This window comes from Blautia sp. HCP3S3_C12, assembly GCF_052064155.1.
Classification (GTDB): Bacteria; Bacillota; Clostridia; order Lachnospirales; family Lachnospiraceae; genus Blautia_A.
This window is the reverse complement of the sequence record NZ_JBQHWC010000024.1, coordinates 21,998-37,486: the sequence shown is the minus strand read 5'-3', so window position 1 is coordinate 37,486 and position 15,489 is coordinate 21,998. Positions and strand designations below refer to the sequence as shown.

Sequence of the window (15,489 nt, the reverse complement as noted above, 5' to 3'; positions counted from 1 at the left end):
TGAAAATGTAAATATCACATATCCTGAACATATACATATTGAGCCGTGTGTGATATCAGGTGTCAGATTTTTCGAAATTATAAGCGTGAAAAGATGAGAGGAGTTGGTTGACGGATGAAAAAAGATCATGCAAAAAAGCGATATATTGGAAAGATAATCGTGGCGTTTCTATTTGGAGCTGCAATCATGGCATTCATAAGATATATATCTTATGGGGGCATGAACTCCGGAACACAGGTAAATAATGAAGAATTTCTGAAAGTTGCAGAGGAAATCGATGATATTGCGATACCGGAAAATGTAAAGATATTTGCTCTTGGAGAGGCGACCCACGGAAATAAAGAATTTCAGGAATTAAAGCTTGATATATTTAGAAAAATGGTAGAGGAATATAACTGTAAGGCCTTTGCCTTAGAAGCAGATTATGGTGGATGCTTATTGGTAAATCAATATATACACGGTGAGGGGAAAAATACGGAAGATGATGCAGTGGAAGCACTTGCTTTTCATATTTACCAGACGGATGAAATGAGGGCATTGATTCGCTATATGGCAGATTATAATAAACAGGCAAAACCGGAAGAGATGTTAAGCTTTTATGGGTTTGATATGCAAAACTCCGACTTGGATCAAAAATGTGTAGATGAAGCGTTTTCAGAACTTAAGATGCAGTATACCGATATGGAAGATGCTGCGGATACTTTAAAGAATATACCGGGGATGGAAATGTATGCGCAGGCAGCGAGATGTTATCTGCAAAATCAGGAGCTTAGTAATGTGTCAAATGTAGATTATGCAAAAATAAGGGATCATTATATGGCTGAAAACATCGACTGGATTTATGAGCATGTTCAGAAAGCAAACGAATCTATGCTTATGATTTCGGGGCATAACGGACATGTGGCAAAGAAGAGTACATATACTACATTCATGGGTGAAGAACTGTTTGAAAAATATGGTGATGATTATTTTGTCATTGGCACAGATTTTTACAAAACAGAATGCAATTTGCCTGGAAAAAATGGAAAAAGAATTACGCGAAAATTTTATTCTGCTGATCCTTTGGCAAATACAGCGTATGCCCTTGGGATGGATATGACGTATCTTGATTTTGATAAACTGCAAAAATCAGAAAAAATAAAGAAAATTATCAATCAGAGTATGCTGATGGGATCACTCGGAGAGGGTTATAGCTTTTTGAATAAGATCTTACCAAATAGCTATAGAATCAATGATGTCCCAGCAGAATTATATGACGGAATGATTATTGTGATAAATGCGACACCAACAGATATAAAGCATTAATGAAAAAATATGGAGGGAGGAAAGTTTGAAACAAATAAGTAGAAGACAACTAAGAAATAAAGGACATAGCAAATAAACCATCTTTCGGTGGTTTGAAAATCAAATATAGGCACAACACCTAATCAGGTAACAGGAAAAGTATCATCTTTGATGACATATCCTCGTTGTTTCAGCAGATTAAGTGCCTGTGAAGTGGTCAATACTTTTGAAGCGTTCACAGGATGTGACTCAAGAAAGCCTTCCGGTGTATATGGCTTTAAATCTGTGAGTATGTGCCAGATAGCGGTCAGGATCATACGACAGATGGCAATGATAGCTTTCTTGTGCCCTCGGCGTGCTTTTATACGTCGATAACGAGTAGTAAATTCAGGATGTTTCTTGGATTTAATTAAAGCATTTGCAACTTGCACCAAAACTGGTTTAAAATAGGAACCAGCACGGGAAATCCTAGTGGATTTGATTTTATGATTGCTTTGATCATTACGAGGACAACATCCAGCCCATGATACGAGGTTTTTAGCTGTGGGGAAGACAGACATATCACCTCCGATTTCAGAGAGCACCTGAATAGCAGTCAATGGGTTCTTATCGAATCCTGGTACAGTTCGTATAAGATTGAGAATGCTTTCATACTTATCACTGAGACGAAAGATTTCCCGTTCTATTTCTGCTTGATGCTTTTCTAATTCATCGATGTGATTCAGACATTGTCTAAGTTTTACAGCCTGTTCCATAGAAATAGCACCATCAACAGCAGCCTGTATTTCTTCAATAGGAGTTTTACACCTGCCGTCAACAAAAGGTGCCACATCAAAAGTTTCCCCAGGGTGTTGTAAAATCTGTTCCGTGATGGAACGTGAAGATTTCCCAAATACATCAGAAAAGACATCGTCAAGTTTAAAGTTGGATACAGTAAGACAATTCTGAGCACGGTTTTTTTCACCGGTAATCATACAGGTAAGTTTGAAACGATATCTTACAAGATCTCTTAACTGACGAATATCAGCTGGTGGTATAAAGGAAGGCTTGACCATACCACACATATATAGATCGCAGATCCATTTCGCGTCTTTGCGGTCAGTCTTATTTCCTTTTTGTGGTTTGGTATATTTAGGATGAGACAGAGTAACCCATAAGTTATTCTTCTCTAAGATATTGAAAACTGGAATCCAATACTTGCCGGTAGATTCCATGCACACATCGTTACAGTTATATTTAACAAGCCAGTCACACAACTCTTGCAATCCTTTAGTAAAGGAAGAAAAGCGAGCTTGCTTATATTCTGTACGTCCGTTGGAATCGGTAATACCAATACAGGCATAGATCCAGGTTTTGTGGACATCAAGTCCGCAACAGTTATTTTTGAGAATTTTAAACGACAATAAAATAACCTCCTGATGATTGTAAGTTTAAAACTGACAGTGACTGGTCATCCGGCAAAATCGAGTCGACTTTGGAAAAGATAAGTTTACGGGCTACGTTATGTGCCAATCATTGATGCCTTAACGGATGACCGACAACATATACAAATGCGAGGTCGCCGCTATACAGCCCCGCCACTCACCTCCACGTGTTCTGTAGTGTGTCAGTCTTATAAAAAGATAATATCAGAAGGAAAATAGATTAGATAGCAAAAGGTCAATGCACTAGTTTCATGACGCATTGGTGCCTTTCGCAGAAAGGCGGATTATACAAATGATGATATGATACAGAAAAGGTTTGGCTTGGATATTCCGGTTTTTGTTATTTTGCAGGAAAAGTTAGAAGATATATTAAGCAAGGCTCCCGATTGGTGGGGAACATCTGACAAAGATATATACGATAATCTAATTTTTGTGATGTCTCCTGCTACCGCTGAAATCATTGCGGAGAAAATTGGAGAACCGACAAAAGAATTGGAACAGATATGTATTTGTGATAACACTATTTTTTGGTCTTTCGACAGGAATAAATATTGTGGATTTGGTAAATCCCGAAAAATTATTTTTTATAGGGAACAGAAACTTGATTAGAAACCAATCGAAGTTGGTGTAAACGATAAAGCAGCTTACATACTTTGATAAACTGCCCTATCGTTTACATCAATTTCGATTTTTCTATAGTGAACAAAGTCGCGTCACCGGAGCCGGTATGTATGGATTTTCAATTATTCCACTTTGCCGAAAAGTAAAGGTTATGTCATTACAGCTGAGAGACTCATTTCAAAATCCAAGCACGACAAATAGACCTCATTGCTGAGGCTTTTGAAGAAATATAAATTCCAAACTTTAAATCCGTAAAGGTATCCGCTGCCTAGGCTTTCCAAGGTGACCACCACAACACTTACAGACAGTAACCTTAATGCCGTAGAGGGTTTCAAGCATCTGTGGTGTTTCCATACTTTTAAGCCTTGAAAGATACTGTTTACAGCCAAGGAGATTTCTGCATAACGTCATATATCTGGTTTTGCTTCTGGTACACAACAGGCCATAATGTCTGATTCTGACAAAGCGCTTGGGTGGCACATGCATAAGGAACCGACGGATAAACTCAATGCCGGAAATGGTAAATTCTTTCCACTTACCTTCTTCCCGGTAATCTTTCACATAGTAAGTAACTGTATCCTCATCCATACGGATAATACGGTGGTTACTGATGGCAATCCTGTGGGTGTATTTCCCAAGGTAGTTAATAACGGACTGAGCACCATTAAAGGTTTTCTTGCAGTGGGGAACCCAGTCTTTGCCATAACAAAGGTTTAGGAGTTCTTTGAAAGTATAACGGTTACGGTACTTTTCACTACTCCCATGAAACTGAAGCTTTTTCGCTTCATACAGAGATTTAAGTTCATCCATGTATTTACCACGGAACAGCTTTGACATTACCTTAACCGGAAGAAAGAATTCTTCACCCTTATCGCGCCATTGATTTTTTGCTGTCAGACCGCCACCAAGAAGAATGACATGAATATGAGGATGATAGTTCATTTCAGAACCCCAGGTATGTAAAACACAAATATATCCGACCCTTGCACCAAGATGCTTCGTATCCTCAGTTAACTCGTTAATGGTTGCCGAGACGCAGCGGTACATGGCATCATAGAGAAGCTGCTGGTTGCTGTAGATTAAGGAGTTCAGTTCCTGCGGTACCGTAAATACTACATGGAAGTAAGGGGCATCCAGAACGTCTTCCCGCCTTTTATCCATCCACTTTTCCTTGGGCAAAGCCTGACACATGGGACAGCACCTGTTGCGGCAGGAATTGTAATGAATCTGCAAATGTCCACAGTCTTCACACATACTTACGTTGGCACCATAAGCACCGGTCTTGCAGTTAATGATACAGTTAGCAACCTTGGACTGCTGTGGTGAAGGAGTATATTTATCGAGGTATTTCGGATAAAACCGTAGAAAGATATCCTGTACAGTAGGACGTTCCATTATGAATCCTCCTGTATGTCAAAGGGACTTTTAATACCAAGCAAAGTTTTGTTACTGACATGAAGATAAATCTCGGTAGACTTAGGATCCAAGTGACCCAACAATGCCTGAATGTATTTAATGTCACATCCGGCCTCCAGAAGATGACTTGCAAAGCTGTGTCTGAAGGCATGTGAAGTGACATGTTTAGGGATTCCTGCCCGTTCGGCACTTCTTCTTAATACTTGATTTACGGCAGAGATATCCAGATATTCTCCGGTCACCTGACTGGGAAACAGAATGTTTCTAGGCTTTCCGCACTTGAACCAGTATTCAGTAAGAATATCAAGAGTCCGGTCAGCAAGAATGGTGTAGCGGTCCATCCTGTTTTTGGTGTTGCGGATGTGAATGGAGTGATTGCTTCGGGATATATCATCATAATGCAAATGGGTTGCTTCAGATACCCGAAGACCGCCGGAGTACATAACAGCAAAGATGGCTTTGTATTTCAGGTTTGTGGTAACATCAAGGATTGTATTCACTTCTGCCCTTGAAAGAACAGTAGGCAGGGAACGGTCACGTTTCATTCTGGGGATTTCATCTTCATCCCAGTTGAGTTTGAGTACTCGCTTGTACATAAAGCGTAACGCACCATAGTAGTGATTGTAGGTTTCGGGCATAATGCCGGCAAGCCTTTTGGCAGTAAGATAATCATCAACATCCGCTATTGTGAGTTCCTGCCAGGGTTTACCAATGGTATACAGGAACGGACTAAGGGCATGACAATACGCCCGTGCGGTGGATTCCTTTAGATTCTTTTTCCGCGCAGCAATAGTAACTAATTCAAAAATATCTTCGTACATAAAATAACCTCCATGAAATAAAAGTAGCAATAGAAACAGTAACTACCTATCATGGAGGAGCATTTGAAAAATAAAACTGCTTGTGTAAGCAGCCTGAAAGTGATATGATTTTCATAGGCAGTTGTCGGGACTACGCCCGTGTATGAAGTTTGTTTTGGGTCGCACTTTAACAATACTATCTTGGGACAATCCTGTCACTGCCTATTTTAGAAAAAACAGAAAAACTGCGCCACAGCCTTGGCAGGCCATCGCGCAGCGATTTTGTTCACTTTGAAGTTTCTTAAGTAAATTACAACTCTACGGAGCGTAGAAACCGCTAAAACTCACCATATTCTATGTTACGTGGGTGTAAATAAACAGTGGAAATTTATACAATGAATCCAGAAAGGAGGACACGAACCTATGGACCAAATTAAGATAGGGAAATTTATTGCTGAAGAAAGAAAAGCAAAAAAATATACTCAACGGGAATTGGCAGATAAGCTTAGTATCAGCGATAAAACAATCTCAAAATGGGAAAGGGGTAATGGTTTCCCAGAAGTATCATTGTTACTTCCACTTTGCAATGAACTAGAAATTACAGTAAATGAACTTCTATCTGGTGAAAGATTGCAAGAGATGGATTATAAAAAGAAAGCGGAGGAAAATATGGTGAATTTAGTGAAAGAAGCTCAAGAGAGTAAAAAGAAGATTATAATGTCTGTAATGGTTGGTGTTTTGGTAATTGTTGCAGCAGTACCTTTATTTGTTGTTGCGGGAATGTTTGAAATGCAGGTATGGACTAGAGTGTTATTGATGGGGATAGGATTTGTAGTAATGGTAATGGGAATCGCTATTGCATGTGTATTAGACAGAGAAGCAGGAGCCTTTGAATGTCCTGAATGCAAGGAGCGATTTGTTCCTGATATGAAATCCTATGTTATGGGACCTCATACAATTACCAAAAGAAAGTTAACTTGTCCAAAATGTGGATGTACAAAATATTGCAAACATGTTTTAACCAGATAAGGTGAAAATTTCAGTTTGTCGATTCGATGCTTGACAAGTGAATTATAATAAGAAGAAAGAGATATTGACCCTTGGCTCGTTGATATCTCTTTTTTCGTAAAAGAAAAGACTGCTCTGCATCGTAACCGCCAAATAATAATGCGGTCAGATATAAAATTACCCCAGCCCTTTGCGAGTTGGAGTAATTCACTATAATTCACATGCGATTTTTGATAGATTGGAGTTTTTCACTCCAAGGTGCAAGCTCTGCGAGCTGATTATCGGTCATCTCTTTCGTTGGCCGATGGTCCAGCAGAAATTTCAGATATCTGTAAACATTCAGGTCATCTGCCATTGCGAAGCTGCGCTTCAGCAGTTCCCGGTGGAAGTAATCATACATTGGCTGAAAGTAATTCCTGGAGCAATAGATGATCCAGTTGGCAAGTGTCGTCCTGCTGATCTGGGCACCATACTGTTTCCAGTCTTTTTCCTGACGGTAAAGCGGAAGTCCATTGGCGTACTTCTGATACATCGTCCATGCAACGGTGGAAGCGGTCGCCGGGCCTTTTCCTACCAGGGCCTGCGGCACCTGAGACTTTACGATCACAGGCTTTTCCGTATCTCCCAATCCTTCCTTACAGGACGGACATCCATAACTCTGGCTGTAGTATTCGATCACTTTGCATGTGGCTGGGATGAATTCCAGCTCACGGCGGACATACTCTTCGCCGATCAGAACCATCTGCGTACCGCAGACCGGGCAGACCTGATCTTCATCCGGAAGAGGGATGACTACTTTTTCAACCTTCAGGCCTTTAAAAAGATCCTCATGGGTTGCTTTCTTCTTGCGGGTATGCTCCCGGATCACGGTCTCTTCTTCCAACAGGGAAGGATCCTGTTCCACTTCCGCTTCATCAAAAAGATGCTGCTGTCCTGGAATGTCATCGGTTCTTCTTTCGCTGGAAGAACCGAAAAGCTTTTTGGTAAGATAGTCCACCTGTTCCTGAAGGGCTTTTTCGTGGCTGGTTTTTTCATCAATAACAAGACGGAGAGATTTGATCAGTTCCGTCTGCTCAGAGATCATTGTTTTCAGCCCGGTTATGGTGTTCTTCAGCTCTCGCAGCTGGATGTCTTTTGCACCGGAAGCCATCGTTCTCTCCTTGGATTTGATGTCTTTATTATACCAGAAACGTAGCCATTTCCAAAGAAAAACAAGTGCTGAAAAACGCTGAATTTATAAGGAAATCTGCCATTTTTCTGTGCAGGATTTTTACCGGGATCCAGATGCTTTTTTACTCTGCTTTGAGTGCTTTTGGCTGGTCGATATCAATTCCTGACATCAGCCAGTCGAACTCCCGCCAGGAAAGATTCCGGACTTCCGACTGCTTCCTTGGCCATTGATAGCCGCCCCGGACAGACAACCGTTTATAGATCAGGACAAAACCATCCGGTTCACGGAACAGAGCTTTGATCCTGTCCCGTCTTCTTCCACAGAACAGGAAGAGCGCACTGGATGTCGGATCCATCTTAAGCTGGTCTTCGATAATGGAACAGAGACCATCGATCGATTTGCGCATATCTGTATAGCCACAGACAATGTAGATTTTTTCGAGGCCGGAGATATCACCTAACATGAGGTCTCCCGGATCAGGCGGAGTGTCCTGGTGAGCAGGACAGGATCGGCATCATTACTGATGCGGATTGTCACATCATTCATGGACACTTCAATCGTATGTGAATTGTCAAGGTTCGTTTGGTGCATCTGCGATGCTATATGCTGCTCCGGAAGGTGATCCGAAACAATGTCAATGGGAACCACGTCCTGCTTTGAGCGCGGAATCTCACAATGACCATAATTCGGTGCGGGGATCTGATCCGCTGCTGCTTTCCTGCAACGGCTGACCCAGTTATAAAAAGTGCTTACTGCGATGTCATTTTCACGGCACCAGTCAGCATCTGCCATACCGCTTTGGCGGCATTCATTGATAAGCCTGATCTGTTCCGCCATCGGAACACGGGCTTTGCGAGTAGTTGCCATAACCTATCCTCCGTAATTGTAGTGAAATAGTCTAAATATCTTTCGCCTACAATTATAGAGGAAATCAGAGTATTAGAAAATCCGCAGGAATATTTGGCGCTTACGTTATAAAAAACAAAATGGGTGAGGAAGAAAGATGGAAGGGAATTTAACAAAAGGTCCTATTTTAAAAACACTGACGAAACTTGCGGTTCCGATTATGGCGTCAGCGTTTCTGGGGACTCTGTACAACATTACGGATATGGCCTGGATCGGTCTGCTTGGATCCAGGGCTGTGGCCGGAGTAGGCGTTGGTGGCATGTTTACCTGGCTTTCACAAGGGCTGGCAGCTATGGCTAGAATGGGTGGTCAGGTGCAGGTGGCACAGTGTATTGGCCGTGGAGACCGGGAACGTGCCCATTGCTTTGCACAGGCTGCAGTACAGCTTTCTGCGTTTATGGGAATAGCATATGCAGTTTTGTCACTGCTGTTTACCAGACAGATGGTGGGATTCTTTCAGCTTGCAGATGCGGAAGCACATGCTGCGGCAATGTCGTATACCAGGATTGCCTGCGGTCTGATCGTATTTTCATTTCTGACATTGACATTGACAGGAATCTATACCGCACAGGGAGATTCAAAGACCCCGTTTCTGGCCAATCTTGTGGGACTGGCTACGAATATGATATTGGATCCTGTTCTGATTCTTGGTCCTGGAATTTTTCCAAGGCTTGGTGTTGCTGGCGCAGCGATTGCAACAGTGACAGCACAGGCGATTGTTATGAGCATTATGATATTAGGGATTATGGTGCAGAAGAAAGAAAATGTACTAAAAGGAATAAAATTATGGTTCTTCCGCATATTTGTATAAAAGTATTTAATAAAATTTGTCATAATGCAGACGAATATTTAAAAAAACACAGGGAGTGAGAGGATGAAAAGTTATTTATGTTATGATTAATTAATTGAAAGGAAGCAGGAATTGAAGCAGGAATTATGAGAGAAAAAAATTACAAACCCCAGATGCCGGATGTTATAGAAGCAATATTTGATGCCGCGTATCTGACCTTCGATCTAATTGCCGGAATTTTATTTTTTGCATTTTCAAAAGGAAATCCATTATTTATTCTTTATGGTATATTAACACTGACACTTTGTGGTGGAGATGCTTTTCATCTGGTGCCAAGGATTACAAGAGCAGTGCATGGAAGCAATGACAGGGTCAAGAGACAGCTGGGGATTGGATTACAGGTATCTTCTATTACAATGACTGTATTTTACATTATTTTAATGTATGTCTGGAAATATACGTTCCCGGAATTGACTGCACCTGTTGCAGTGGAAGCGATTATATGGATCTCTGCAATCATCAGAATTGTTGTATGTATCCTTCCGCAGAACAACTGGTGTACAGATGAGGGAAATATGAAACTGTCCATTATCAGAAATGCAGTTTTTGCTGTTACAGGTATAGGTGTGATCATTCTGTATGCTATTTCAGGAAATACAAACGGATATCATATGACAAGAATGATTGTTGCTATTATTATTTCTTTCGGATGTTATCTTCCGGTTACATTATTCAGTAAAACAAAACCAAAAGTTGGACTACTGATGATCCCGAAAACATGTGCATACATGTGGATCGTTGCAATGGGACTTCAGCTCCTGTTTTAACAGAATCAGAGAAGCCTTCATCGGTTGCTTTATTGTGGAAAAATGGAAAAATGGATAACATGAAAGATATATTGCAATTTGAACAAAAAATAGATATAATAAAAAAACAATTGCGCATAAGGTAGGAAAAAGCTGCTTATATGTAAACTGGTAAGTACGCCGGGATAAAGTATAGGCAGTAAAAGTGAAGAATTGCGAAGGAGACAAGAATTATGGGAAAAAGAGCAGCAGGAATTTTAATGCCGGTCAGCAGTTTGCCGTCAGATTATGGAATTGGATGTTTTTCCAAGAGCGCCTATGAATTTGTAGACTGGTTAAAGGAAGCCGGTCAGACTTATTGGCAGATTCTGCCGCTGGGACCGACCAGCTATGGAGATTCCCCATATCAGTCCTTTTCTACATTTGCAGGAAATCCGTATTTTATTGACCTGGATACACTGGTGGAAGAAGGGGTTCTGGATAAAAAAGACTGTGAGAAAGTAAATTGGGGAAAGAAGCTTGATGATGTAGATTATGAAAAAATCTACAAAGGCCGTTATCCGCTCCTGAGAAAAGCTTACGAGAACAGTGAAATCAGTAAGAATCCTGATTATCAGAAATTTGTAGCAGAGAACAGCTGGTGGCTTTCTGATTATGCTCTGTTTATGGCAGTAAAGGATCGCTTCGAGGGTGTAGAATGGACAAAATGGGCTGAGGATATCAGACTCCGTTGGAATAATGCTATGGATTATTATCGTGAGGAGTTATATTTTGATATTGAGTTCCAGCAGTATATGCAGTTCAAATTCTACGAGCAGTGGATGAAACTGAAATCCTATGCAAATTCAAAAGGAATCCAGATCATCGGCGATATTCCTATTTATGTGGCAATGGACAGTGCAGATGCATGGGCACATCCGGAATTGTTTCAGCTGGATCAGGACAATGTACCGCTGGCAGTAGCAGGATGCCCACCGGATGGATTTTCTGCAACTGGTCAGTTATGGGGAAATCCGTTGTATTGTTGGGATTACCACAGACAGACAGGGTACCAGTGGTGGATTTCCAGAATGAGCTATTGCTTCAGGCTGTATGATGTGGTAAGGATTGATCATTTCAGGGGATTTGATGAATATTTCTCTATTCCTTACGGGGACAAGGATGCCACAGGCGGTCACTGGGAAAAGGGACCGGGGATTGATCTGTTCCGCAAAATCCAGCAGGCTCTTGGATGGAAAGAGGTTATTGCAGAGGATTTGGGATATATGACAGATTCTGTACGCCATCTGGTATATGAAAGTGGTTTCCCAGGTATGAAGGTTCTGGAATTTGCGTTTGACTCCAGAGATTCCGGATGTGCCAGTGATTATCTGCCTCATAATTATCCGGAGAACTGTGTGGCATATACAGGAACCCATGATAATGAAACGATCGTGGGATGGTGGAATAGCATCACAGCGGCTGAGAGAAAATTGGCAAGAGATTATCTGTGCGATCATGCCACACCGGAGGAGGAGCTGTACAAATGTTTTATCAGTCTGATCATGCGCAGTGCTGCGCGTGTGTGTGTCATCCCGATGCAGGACTATATGGGACTGGATAACAGATCACGAATGAATCAGCCTTCTACAGTTGGTACGAACTGGAAATGGAGAATCAAGAAGAGAGAGCTTACAAAAAAACTTCAGAATGAAATCCATGATGTGACATTGCGTTATGGACGTAAGAACTGGGATTAAATACATAATGAAATAATTGGAATGATGACAGCGTTTCGGATATAAATAATATCCGGAACGCTGTTTTCGGATAAGAAATGCATTGATTTTCGGGTAATGTCTGATAAAATATTAACCAGAAAAATAATCAATTAAAACATAACCTGTCAGGAGGAGATGCAGATGAATTATAATAAATTAGAAACCAGTCTGATAAATGTAATTAAAGAAGAACAGGCGAAGCTTGGATATAGGAAGGAGAAGATTAGTCTCTATTATCCGCTTAGTTCCCTGAATCATTTCTTTGGCGGTGAGGCAGATGCAACAGGCATGATGGAGATTTTAAAAGATTTTCCTTCTTATATAGAAGAGAAATTTGGTGAAGTAGCAGTATCACACAGAGGAGATCGTTTCTGCTTCACTGTTTCGGAAAAAGCTTCCGAATATGTACATAATAATATGAAAGAGAATGAATTTATCAAGGCATTGATTGAACTGGTGGGCAGACATGGATGTACAATAGATGAAATTAAAGAACTGTTTCATTCTTATTCAGATAAAATCATTACTGAGCCGATGGATAACGGGGAATTTGATGTGATGATCCGCTTTGATAACGGATCAGATCCTTACTATTATTGTTTTAAGGACGAAGGATGCCATATCATTTACCATAGATTTCTGCCGGAAGACTATGCAGATTTTGGATTCTGATAAGAAGGAGTGAAAAAATTTTCGATTGCTGGATCAGCAAAAATATATGTGACATTTGCTATAAAAGTATGTTATTTTTTTTGTAAAATACTGACAAAAATAAGTCGAAATTCTATATTGACAGATAGTCTCAATAATGGTAATTTTTACTTGACTCCATGTTTTTATTTATAGAAACGAGTAACATTTTATTACATTATTTTACAGGAATAAATACTACATAAAATTGAATTGACAGTTGGAGGGAAAGATAGAATGAGAAAAACCAAAATTATCTGTACAATGGGACCGTCTACTGATAAAGGTGATGTTATGGAGCAGCTTGTGAGAGAGGGAATGGACGTAGCACGTTTCAATTTCTCACATGGACCTCACGATGAACAGAGAGGCCGTATCCAGAAACTGAGAGAACTTCGCAAGAAATATGACAGACCTGTTGCAGCACTTCTTGACACAAAGGGACCGGAGATCAGACTTGGATGTTTTAAGGAAGGAAAGGTTTCCCTGGAAGAAGGACAGCTCTTTACATTTACCAATAAAGATATAGAAGGAACTAACGAGCATGTAAGTATTACCTATAAAGAACTTTATAAAGATGTACAGCCAGGCGGACACATTCTGGTTGATGATGGTCTTGTAGATCTGGAAGTTCAGGATATTCAGGGAAGAGATATTGTATGTAAAGTTATTAATGCAGGTGTAATCGGTGATAAGAAAGGTGTCAATGTTCCAGGGGCAAACCTGAAGATGCCGTTTATCAGCAAAAAAGACCATGATGATCTTCTCTTCGGTATTCAGGAAGGATTTGATTTCGTTGCAGCATCCTTTACACGTACTGCAAATGATATCCGCGAAGTAAGAAAAATCCTGAAAGAAAACGGCGGTGAGGAGATCCAGATCATTGCAAAGATTGAGAATCAGCAGGGTGTTGACAATATTGATGAGATTATTGAAGCAGCAGATGGTATCATGATCGCCAGAGGTGACATGGGTGTTGAGATTCCGCCGGAATATGTACCGGTTATCCAGCAGAAGATTATCCAGAAGGTTTACACAGCAGGCAAACCGGTTATTACTGCAACACAGATGCTGGATTCCATGATCTCTCATCCAAGACCAACCCGTGCAGAGGCTTCTGACGTAGCAAATGCCATTTATCAGGGAACAAGTGCTACTATGCTTTCCGGAGAAACTGCAGCAGGTAAATATCCGGTACAGGCACTTCAGATGATGAGCCGTATTGCAGAGCATATGGAACAGAATATTGATTATAATGCAATTTTCAAGAAAACAGACAGAAATGAGAATCCGGATATTACAAATGCGATCGCACATGCAACCTGCCTGACAGCAATTGACCTGAAAGCCAGTGCAATCCTTGCAGTGACAAAATCCGGAAGCACAGCTCATATGATGTCCAAACACAGACCAGGATGTCTGATCGGTGCATGCACAAGCTCTGAGAGAGTTCTTCGCCAGCTGAATCTGTCCTGGGGTGTTTACCCAATGCTGATCAAAGAAGAATACAGTTCTGAGATTCTTTGCCTGAGAGCGATCGAAGCAGCACAGAAGCATAAACTTGTAAAAGTTGGTGACACTGTTGTATTCGCTGGTGGTGTACCGCTGGGAATTCCGGGAAGAACCAACCTGATCCGTGTCTGCACAGTTGATTAACCGAATTAATCAACCGAATTAATCAACCGCTTGACTAAAGACATAATTGCCGTAGTAACTATTTGAAAAAGTAGTTATTGCGGCTTTTTATGTTAAGAATCCCACATTGCAGGTTAATAGGGAATGTGATATACTGAAATCTGACTAAATCAGAGCAGCTCTCTGCGAGGACTGTTACAGAATAATATACAAAAGTCAATATTTGGAAAAAACGGGGGTTGGTTATGAAATATGCGGTGGCAATTGACGTTGGAGGAACGAATACAAGAGTAGCACTTGTGAATGAGCGGCTGGAAATCACAGACAGACAGCAGTTTTCTACGAATCCCGAAAACCCTGGGGAAACTTTGAGTAAGATTTCAGAGGTAATACGGGATTATGGAGAAAAAATCGTAGGTGTGGGAATGTCCTGTCCAGGACCGCTGGATCTTATTCATGGACAGATTTTAACTCCTCCAAACCTGCACGGAGATTGGCAGCATTTGTTTGTAGCCAGAGAACTGAGTACTCTTACCGGACTGCCGGTATATCTGAACAATGATGGAAACCTGGCTGCCCTTGCTGAGGCAGTTGCCGGAGAAGGAAAGGATTACCGCTATGTACAGTTTTTGACGGTATCTACAGGAATCGGTTCTGGGTTTGTAATTGACAGACAGATTTATCAGGGGGCTCATGGATGGGCGAATGAGGTAGAGAATACTGTTATGTGGGAAGGCGGACCTTGTCATGGCACGATCCTGCCCGGAGGTATCGAAGGAATCAGCAGTGGAACTGCGATTACCACCAGGGCAAAAAAAGCAGGATTGCAGGTAAAGCATGCAGGAGAGGTAAACGATCTGGCAAAGTCTGGAAATGAGGTTGCTGAGAAGATCATGACAGATGCAAAATTGCATCTTGCTAATTTTATTGCCGGAATATATAATCTGACAGATCCGGATATTGTAATCCTGGGAGGCTCTGTAGCGATTAAGATAGAGGGATTTGTAGAGGAAGTAGAGGTATTGGTGAAAAGTAAGGTTTATGAAGCACAGAGAAGCTTTATTAAAGTCAGAAAATCCATATTAAATGAGGATTCCGGACTGATCGGTGCGGCATATCTTGCTTTTTCAAAGGAAAAATAGAGCATTGTCTGAAGAGAAGGGGAAAAGTAGAATAAA

General features: G+C 41.0%; 14 protein-coding genes and 1 pseudogene. 9 read left to right on the top strand and 6 right to left on the bottom strand.

Going from position 1 to position 15,489, the window contains the following annotated elements; genetic code table 11:
* Positions 1-114 precede the first annotated feature (114 nt).
* The gene (locus ACTNDS_RS14955; protein ID WP_441036635.1) at positions 115-1,305 is read left to right on the top strand and encodes an erythromycin esterase family protein; all 1,191 of its coding nucleotides are present in this window, start codon (positions 115-117) and stop codon (positions 1,303-1,305) included.
* A 122-nt stretch (positions 1,306-1,427) separates the two neighbouring features.
* Here ACTNDS_RS14955 and ACTNDS_RS14950 read toward each other — a convergent pair whose 3' ends face one another.
* Entirely contained in the window at positions 1,428-2,687 is a 1,260-nt protein-coding gene (locus tag ACTNDS_RS14950; protein WP_441036634.1) for an IS110 family transposase, read from the bottom strand.
* Positions 2,688-3,008: 321 nt separating this feature from the next.
* On the opposite strand from ACTNDS_RS14950, the gene ACTNDS_RS14945 reads away from it, so the two are divergent.
* Positions 3,009-3,317, top strand: coding sequence for a DUF1697 domain-containing protein (locus ACTNDS_RS14945; RefSeq protein WP_441036633.1), 309 nt, complete (start codon positions 3,009-3,011; stop codon positions 3,315-3,317).
* A 255-nt stretch (positions 3,318-3,572) separates the two neighbouring features.
* Here the strand turns inward: ACTNDS_RS14945 and ACTNDS_RS14940 are convergent, their stop codons facing one another.
* Both ACTNDS_RS14940 and ACTNDS_RS14935 read right to left on the bottom strand, forming a co-directional pair.
* Positions 3,573-4,724 carry an IS91 family transposase gene (locus tag ACTNDS_RS14940; protein WP_441036632.1) on the bottom strand — a complete coding sequence of 384 codons (1,152 nt, stop codon included), beginning with the start codon at positions 4,722-4,724 and terminating at the stop codon, positions 3,573-3,575.
* Positions 4,724-5,566, bottom strand: a complete 843-nt coding sequence (locus tag ACTNDS_RS14935; RefSeq protein WP_441036631.1) for a tyrosine-type recombinase/integrase — start codon at positions 5,564-5,566, stop codon at positions 4,724-4,726. Before ACTNDS_RS14935 ends, ACTNDS_RS14940 begins: the two co-directional genes overlap by 1 nt.
* 402 nt (positions 5,567-5,968) lie before the next feature.
* On the opposite strand from ACTNDS_RS14935, the gene ACTNDS_RS14930 reads away from it, so the two are divergent.
* Entirely contained in the window at positions 5,969-6,574 is a 606-nt protein-coding gene (locus ACTNDS_RS14930) for a helix-turn-helix domain-containing protein (protein ID WP_441036630.1), read from the top strand.
* A gap of 196 nt (positions 6,575-6,770) precedes the next feature.
* Here the strand turns inward: ACTNDS_RS14930 and ACTNDS_RS14925 are convergent, their stop codons facing one another.
* The 3 genes from ACTNDS_RS14925 to tnpA form a co-directional block, all read right to left on the bottom strand.
* Positions 6,771-7,703, bottom strand: coding sequence for a transposase (locus ACTNDS_RS14925; RefSeq protein WP_441036629.1), 933 nt, complete (start codon positions 7,701-7,703; stop codon positions 6,771-6,773).
* A gap of 142 nt (positions 7,704-7,845) precedes the next feature.
* The gene (tnpB, locus tag ACTNDS_RS14920) at positions 7,846-8,187 is read right to left on the bottom strand and encodes an IS66 family insertion sequence element accessory protein TnpB (RefSeq protein ID WP_441036628.1); all 342 of its coding nucleotides are present in this window, start codon (positions 8,185-8,187) and stop codon (positions 7,846-7,848) included.
* The gene (tnpA, locus tag ACTNDS_RS14915; RefSeq protein WP_441036627.1) at positions 8,181-8,591 is read right to left on the bottom strand and encodes an IS66 family insertion sequence element accessory protein TnpA; all 411 of its coding nucleotides are present in this window, start codon (positions 8,589-8,591) and stop codon (positions 8,181-8,183) included. The genes tnpB and tnpA overlap by 7 nt, the downstream gene beginning before the upstream one ends.
* Positions 8,592-8,727: 136 nt before the next feature.
* Here tnpA and ACTNDS_RS14910 point away from each other — a divergent pair.
* The 6 genes and pseudogenes from ACTNDS_RS14910 to ACTNDS_RS14885 form a co-directional block, all read left to right on the top strand.
* Positions 8,728-9,417, top strand: a pseudogene (locus ACTNDS_RS14910) (MATE family efflux transporter); the annotation flags it as partial.
* Positions 9,418-9,566: 149 nt separating this feature from the next.
* Positions 9,567-10,247 (top strand): hypothetical protein, encoded by a 681-nt coding sequence (locus ACTNDS_RS14905; RefSeq protein ID WP_441036626.1) that lies wholly within the window; start codon positions 9,567-9,569, stop codon positions 10,245-10,247.
* 212 nt (positions 10,248-10,459) lie between these two features.
* Positions 10,460-11,965, top strand: coding sequence for a 4-alpha-glucanotransferase (gene malQ, locus ACTNDS_RS14900; RefSeq protein WP_441036625.1), 1,506 nt, complete (start codon positions 10,460-10,462; stop codon positions 11,963-11,965).
* A gap of 162 nt (positions 11,966-12,127) precedes the next feature.
* Complete coding sequence (locus tag ACTNDS_RS14895) at positions 12,128-12,658, top strand: DUF3877 family protein (RefSeq protein ID WP_441036624.1); 531 nt, start codon at positions 12,128-12,130, stop codon at positions 12,656-12,658.
* A 255-nt stretch (positions 12,659-12,913) separates the two neighbouring features.
* Positions 12,914-14,332 (top strand): pyruvate kinase, encoded by a 1,419-nt coding sequence (gene pyk, locus ACTNDS_RS14890; RefSeq protein ID WP_433845172.1) that lies wholly within the window; start codon positions 12,914-12,916, stop codon positions 14,330-14,332.
* A gap of 224 nt (positions 14,333-14,556) precedes the next feature.
* The gene (locus ACTNDS_RS14885) at positions 14,557-15,453 is read left to right on the top strand and encodes an ROK family protein (protein WP_441036623.1); all 897 of its coding nucleotides are present in this window, start codon (positions 14,557-14,559) and stop codon (positions 15,451-15,453) included.
* Positions 15,454-15,489: the final 36 nt, after the last annotated feature.

Coding starts and splice junctions, on each gene's coding strand:
- ACTNDS_RS14895 (WP_441036624.1), top strand. CDS start 12,128: ATGAATTATAATAAATTAGAAACCAGTCTGATAAATGTAATTAAAGAA.
- ACTNDS_RS14940 (WP_441036632.1), bottom strand. CDS start 4,724: ATGGAACGTCCTACTGTACAGGATATCTTTCTACGGTTTTATCCGAAA.
- pyk (WP_433845172.1), top strand. CDS start 12,914: ATGAGAAAAACCAAAATTATCTGTACAATGGGACCGTCTACTGATAAA.
- ACTNDS_RS14905 (WP_441036626.1), top strand. CDS start 9,567: ATGAGAGAAAAAAATTACAAACCCCAGATGCCGGATGTTATAGAAGCA.
- tnpB (WP_441036628.1), bottom strand. CDS start 8,187: ATGTTAGGTGATATCTCCGGCCTCGAAAAAATCTACATTGTCTGTGGC.
- ACTNDS_RS14925 (WP_441036629.1), bottom strand. CDS start 7,703: ATGGCTTCCGGTGCAAAAGACATCCAGCTGCGAGAGCTGAAGAACACC.
- ACTNDS_RS14955 (WP_441036635.1), top strand. CDS start 115: ATGAAAAAAGATCATGCAAAAAAGCGATATATTGGAAAGATAATCGTG.
- ACTNDS_RS14945 (WP_441036633.1), top strand. CDS start 3,009: ATGATACAGAAAAGGTTTGGCTTGGATATTCCGGTTTTTGTTATTTTG.
- tnpA (WP_441036627.1), bottom strand. CDS start 8,591: ATGGCAACTACTCGCAAAGCCCGTGTTCCGATGGCGGAACAGATCAGG.
- ACTNDS_RS14935 (WP_441036631.1), bottom strand. CDS start 5,566: ATGTACGAAGATATTTTTGAATTAGTTACTATTGCTGCGCGGAAAAAG.
- ACTNDS_RS14885 (WP_441036623.1), top strand. CDS start 14,557: ATGAAATATGCGGTGGCAATTGACGTTGGAGGAACGAATACAAGAGTA.
- ACTNDS_RS14930 (WP_441036630.1), top strand. CDS start 5,969: ATGGACCAAATTAAGATAGGGAAATTTATTGCTGAAGAAAGAAAAGCA.
- malQ (WP_441036625.1), top strand. CDS start 10,460: ATGGGAAAAAGAGCAGCAGGAATTTTAATGCCGGTCAGCAGTTTGCCG.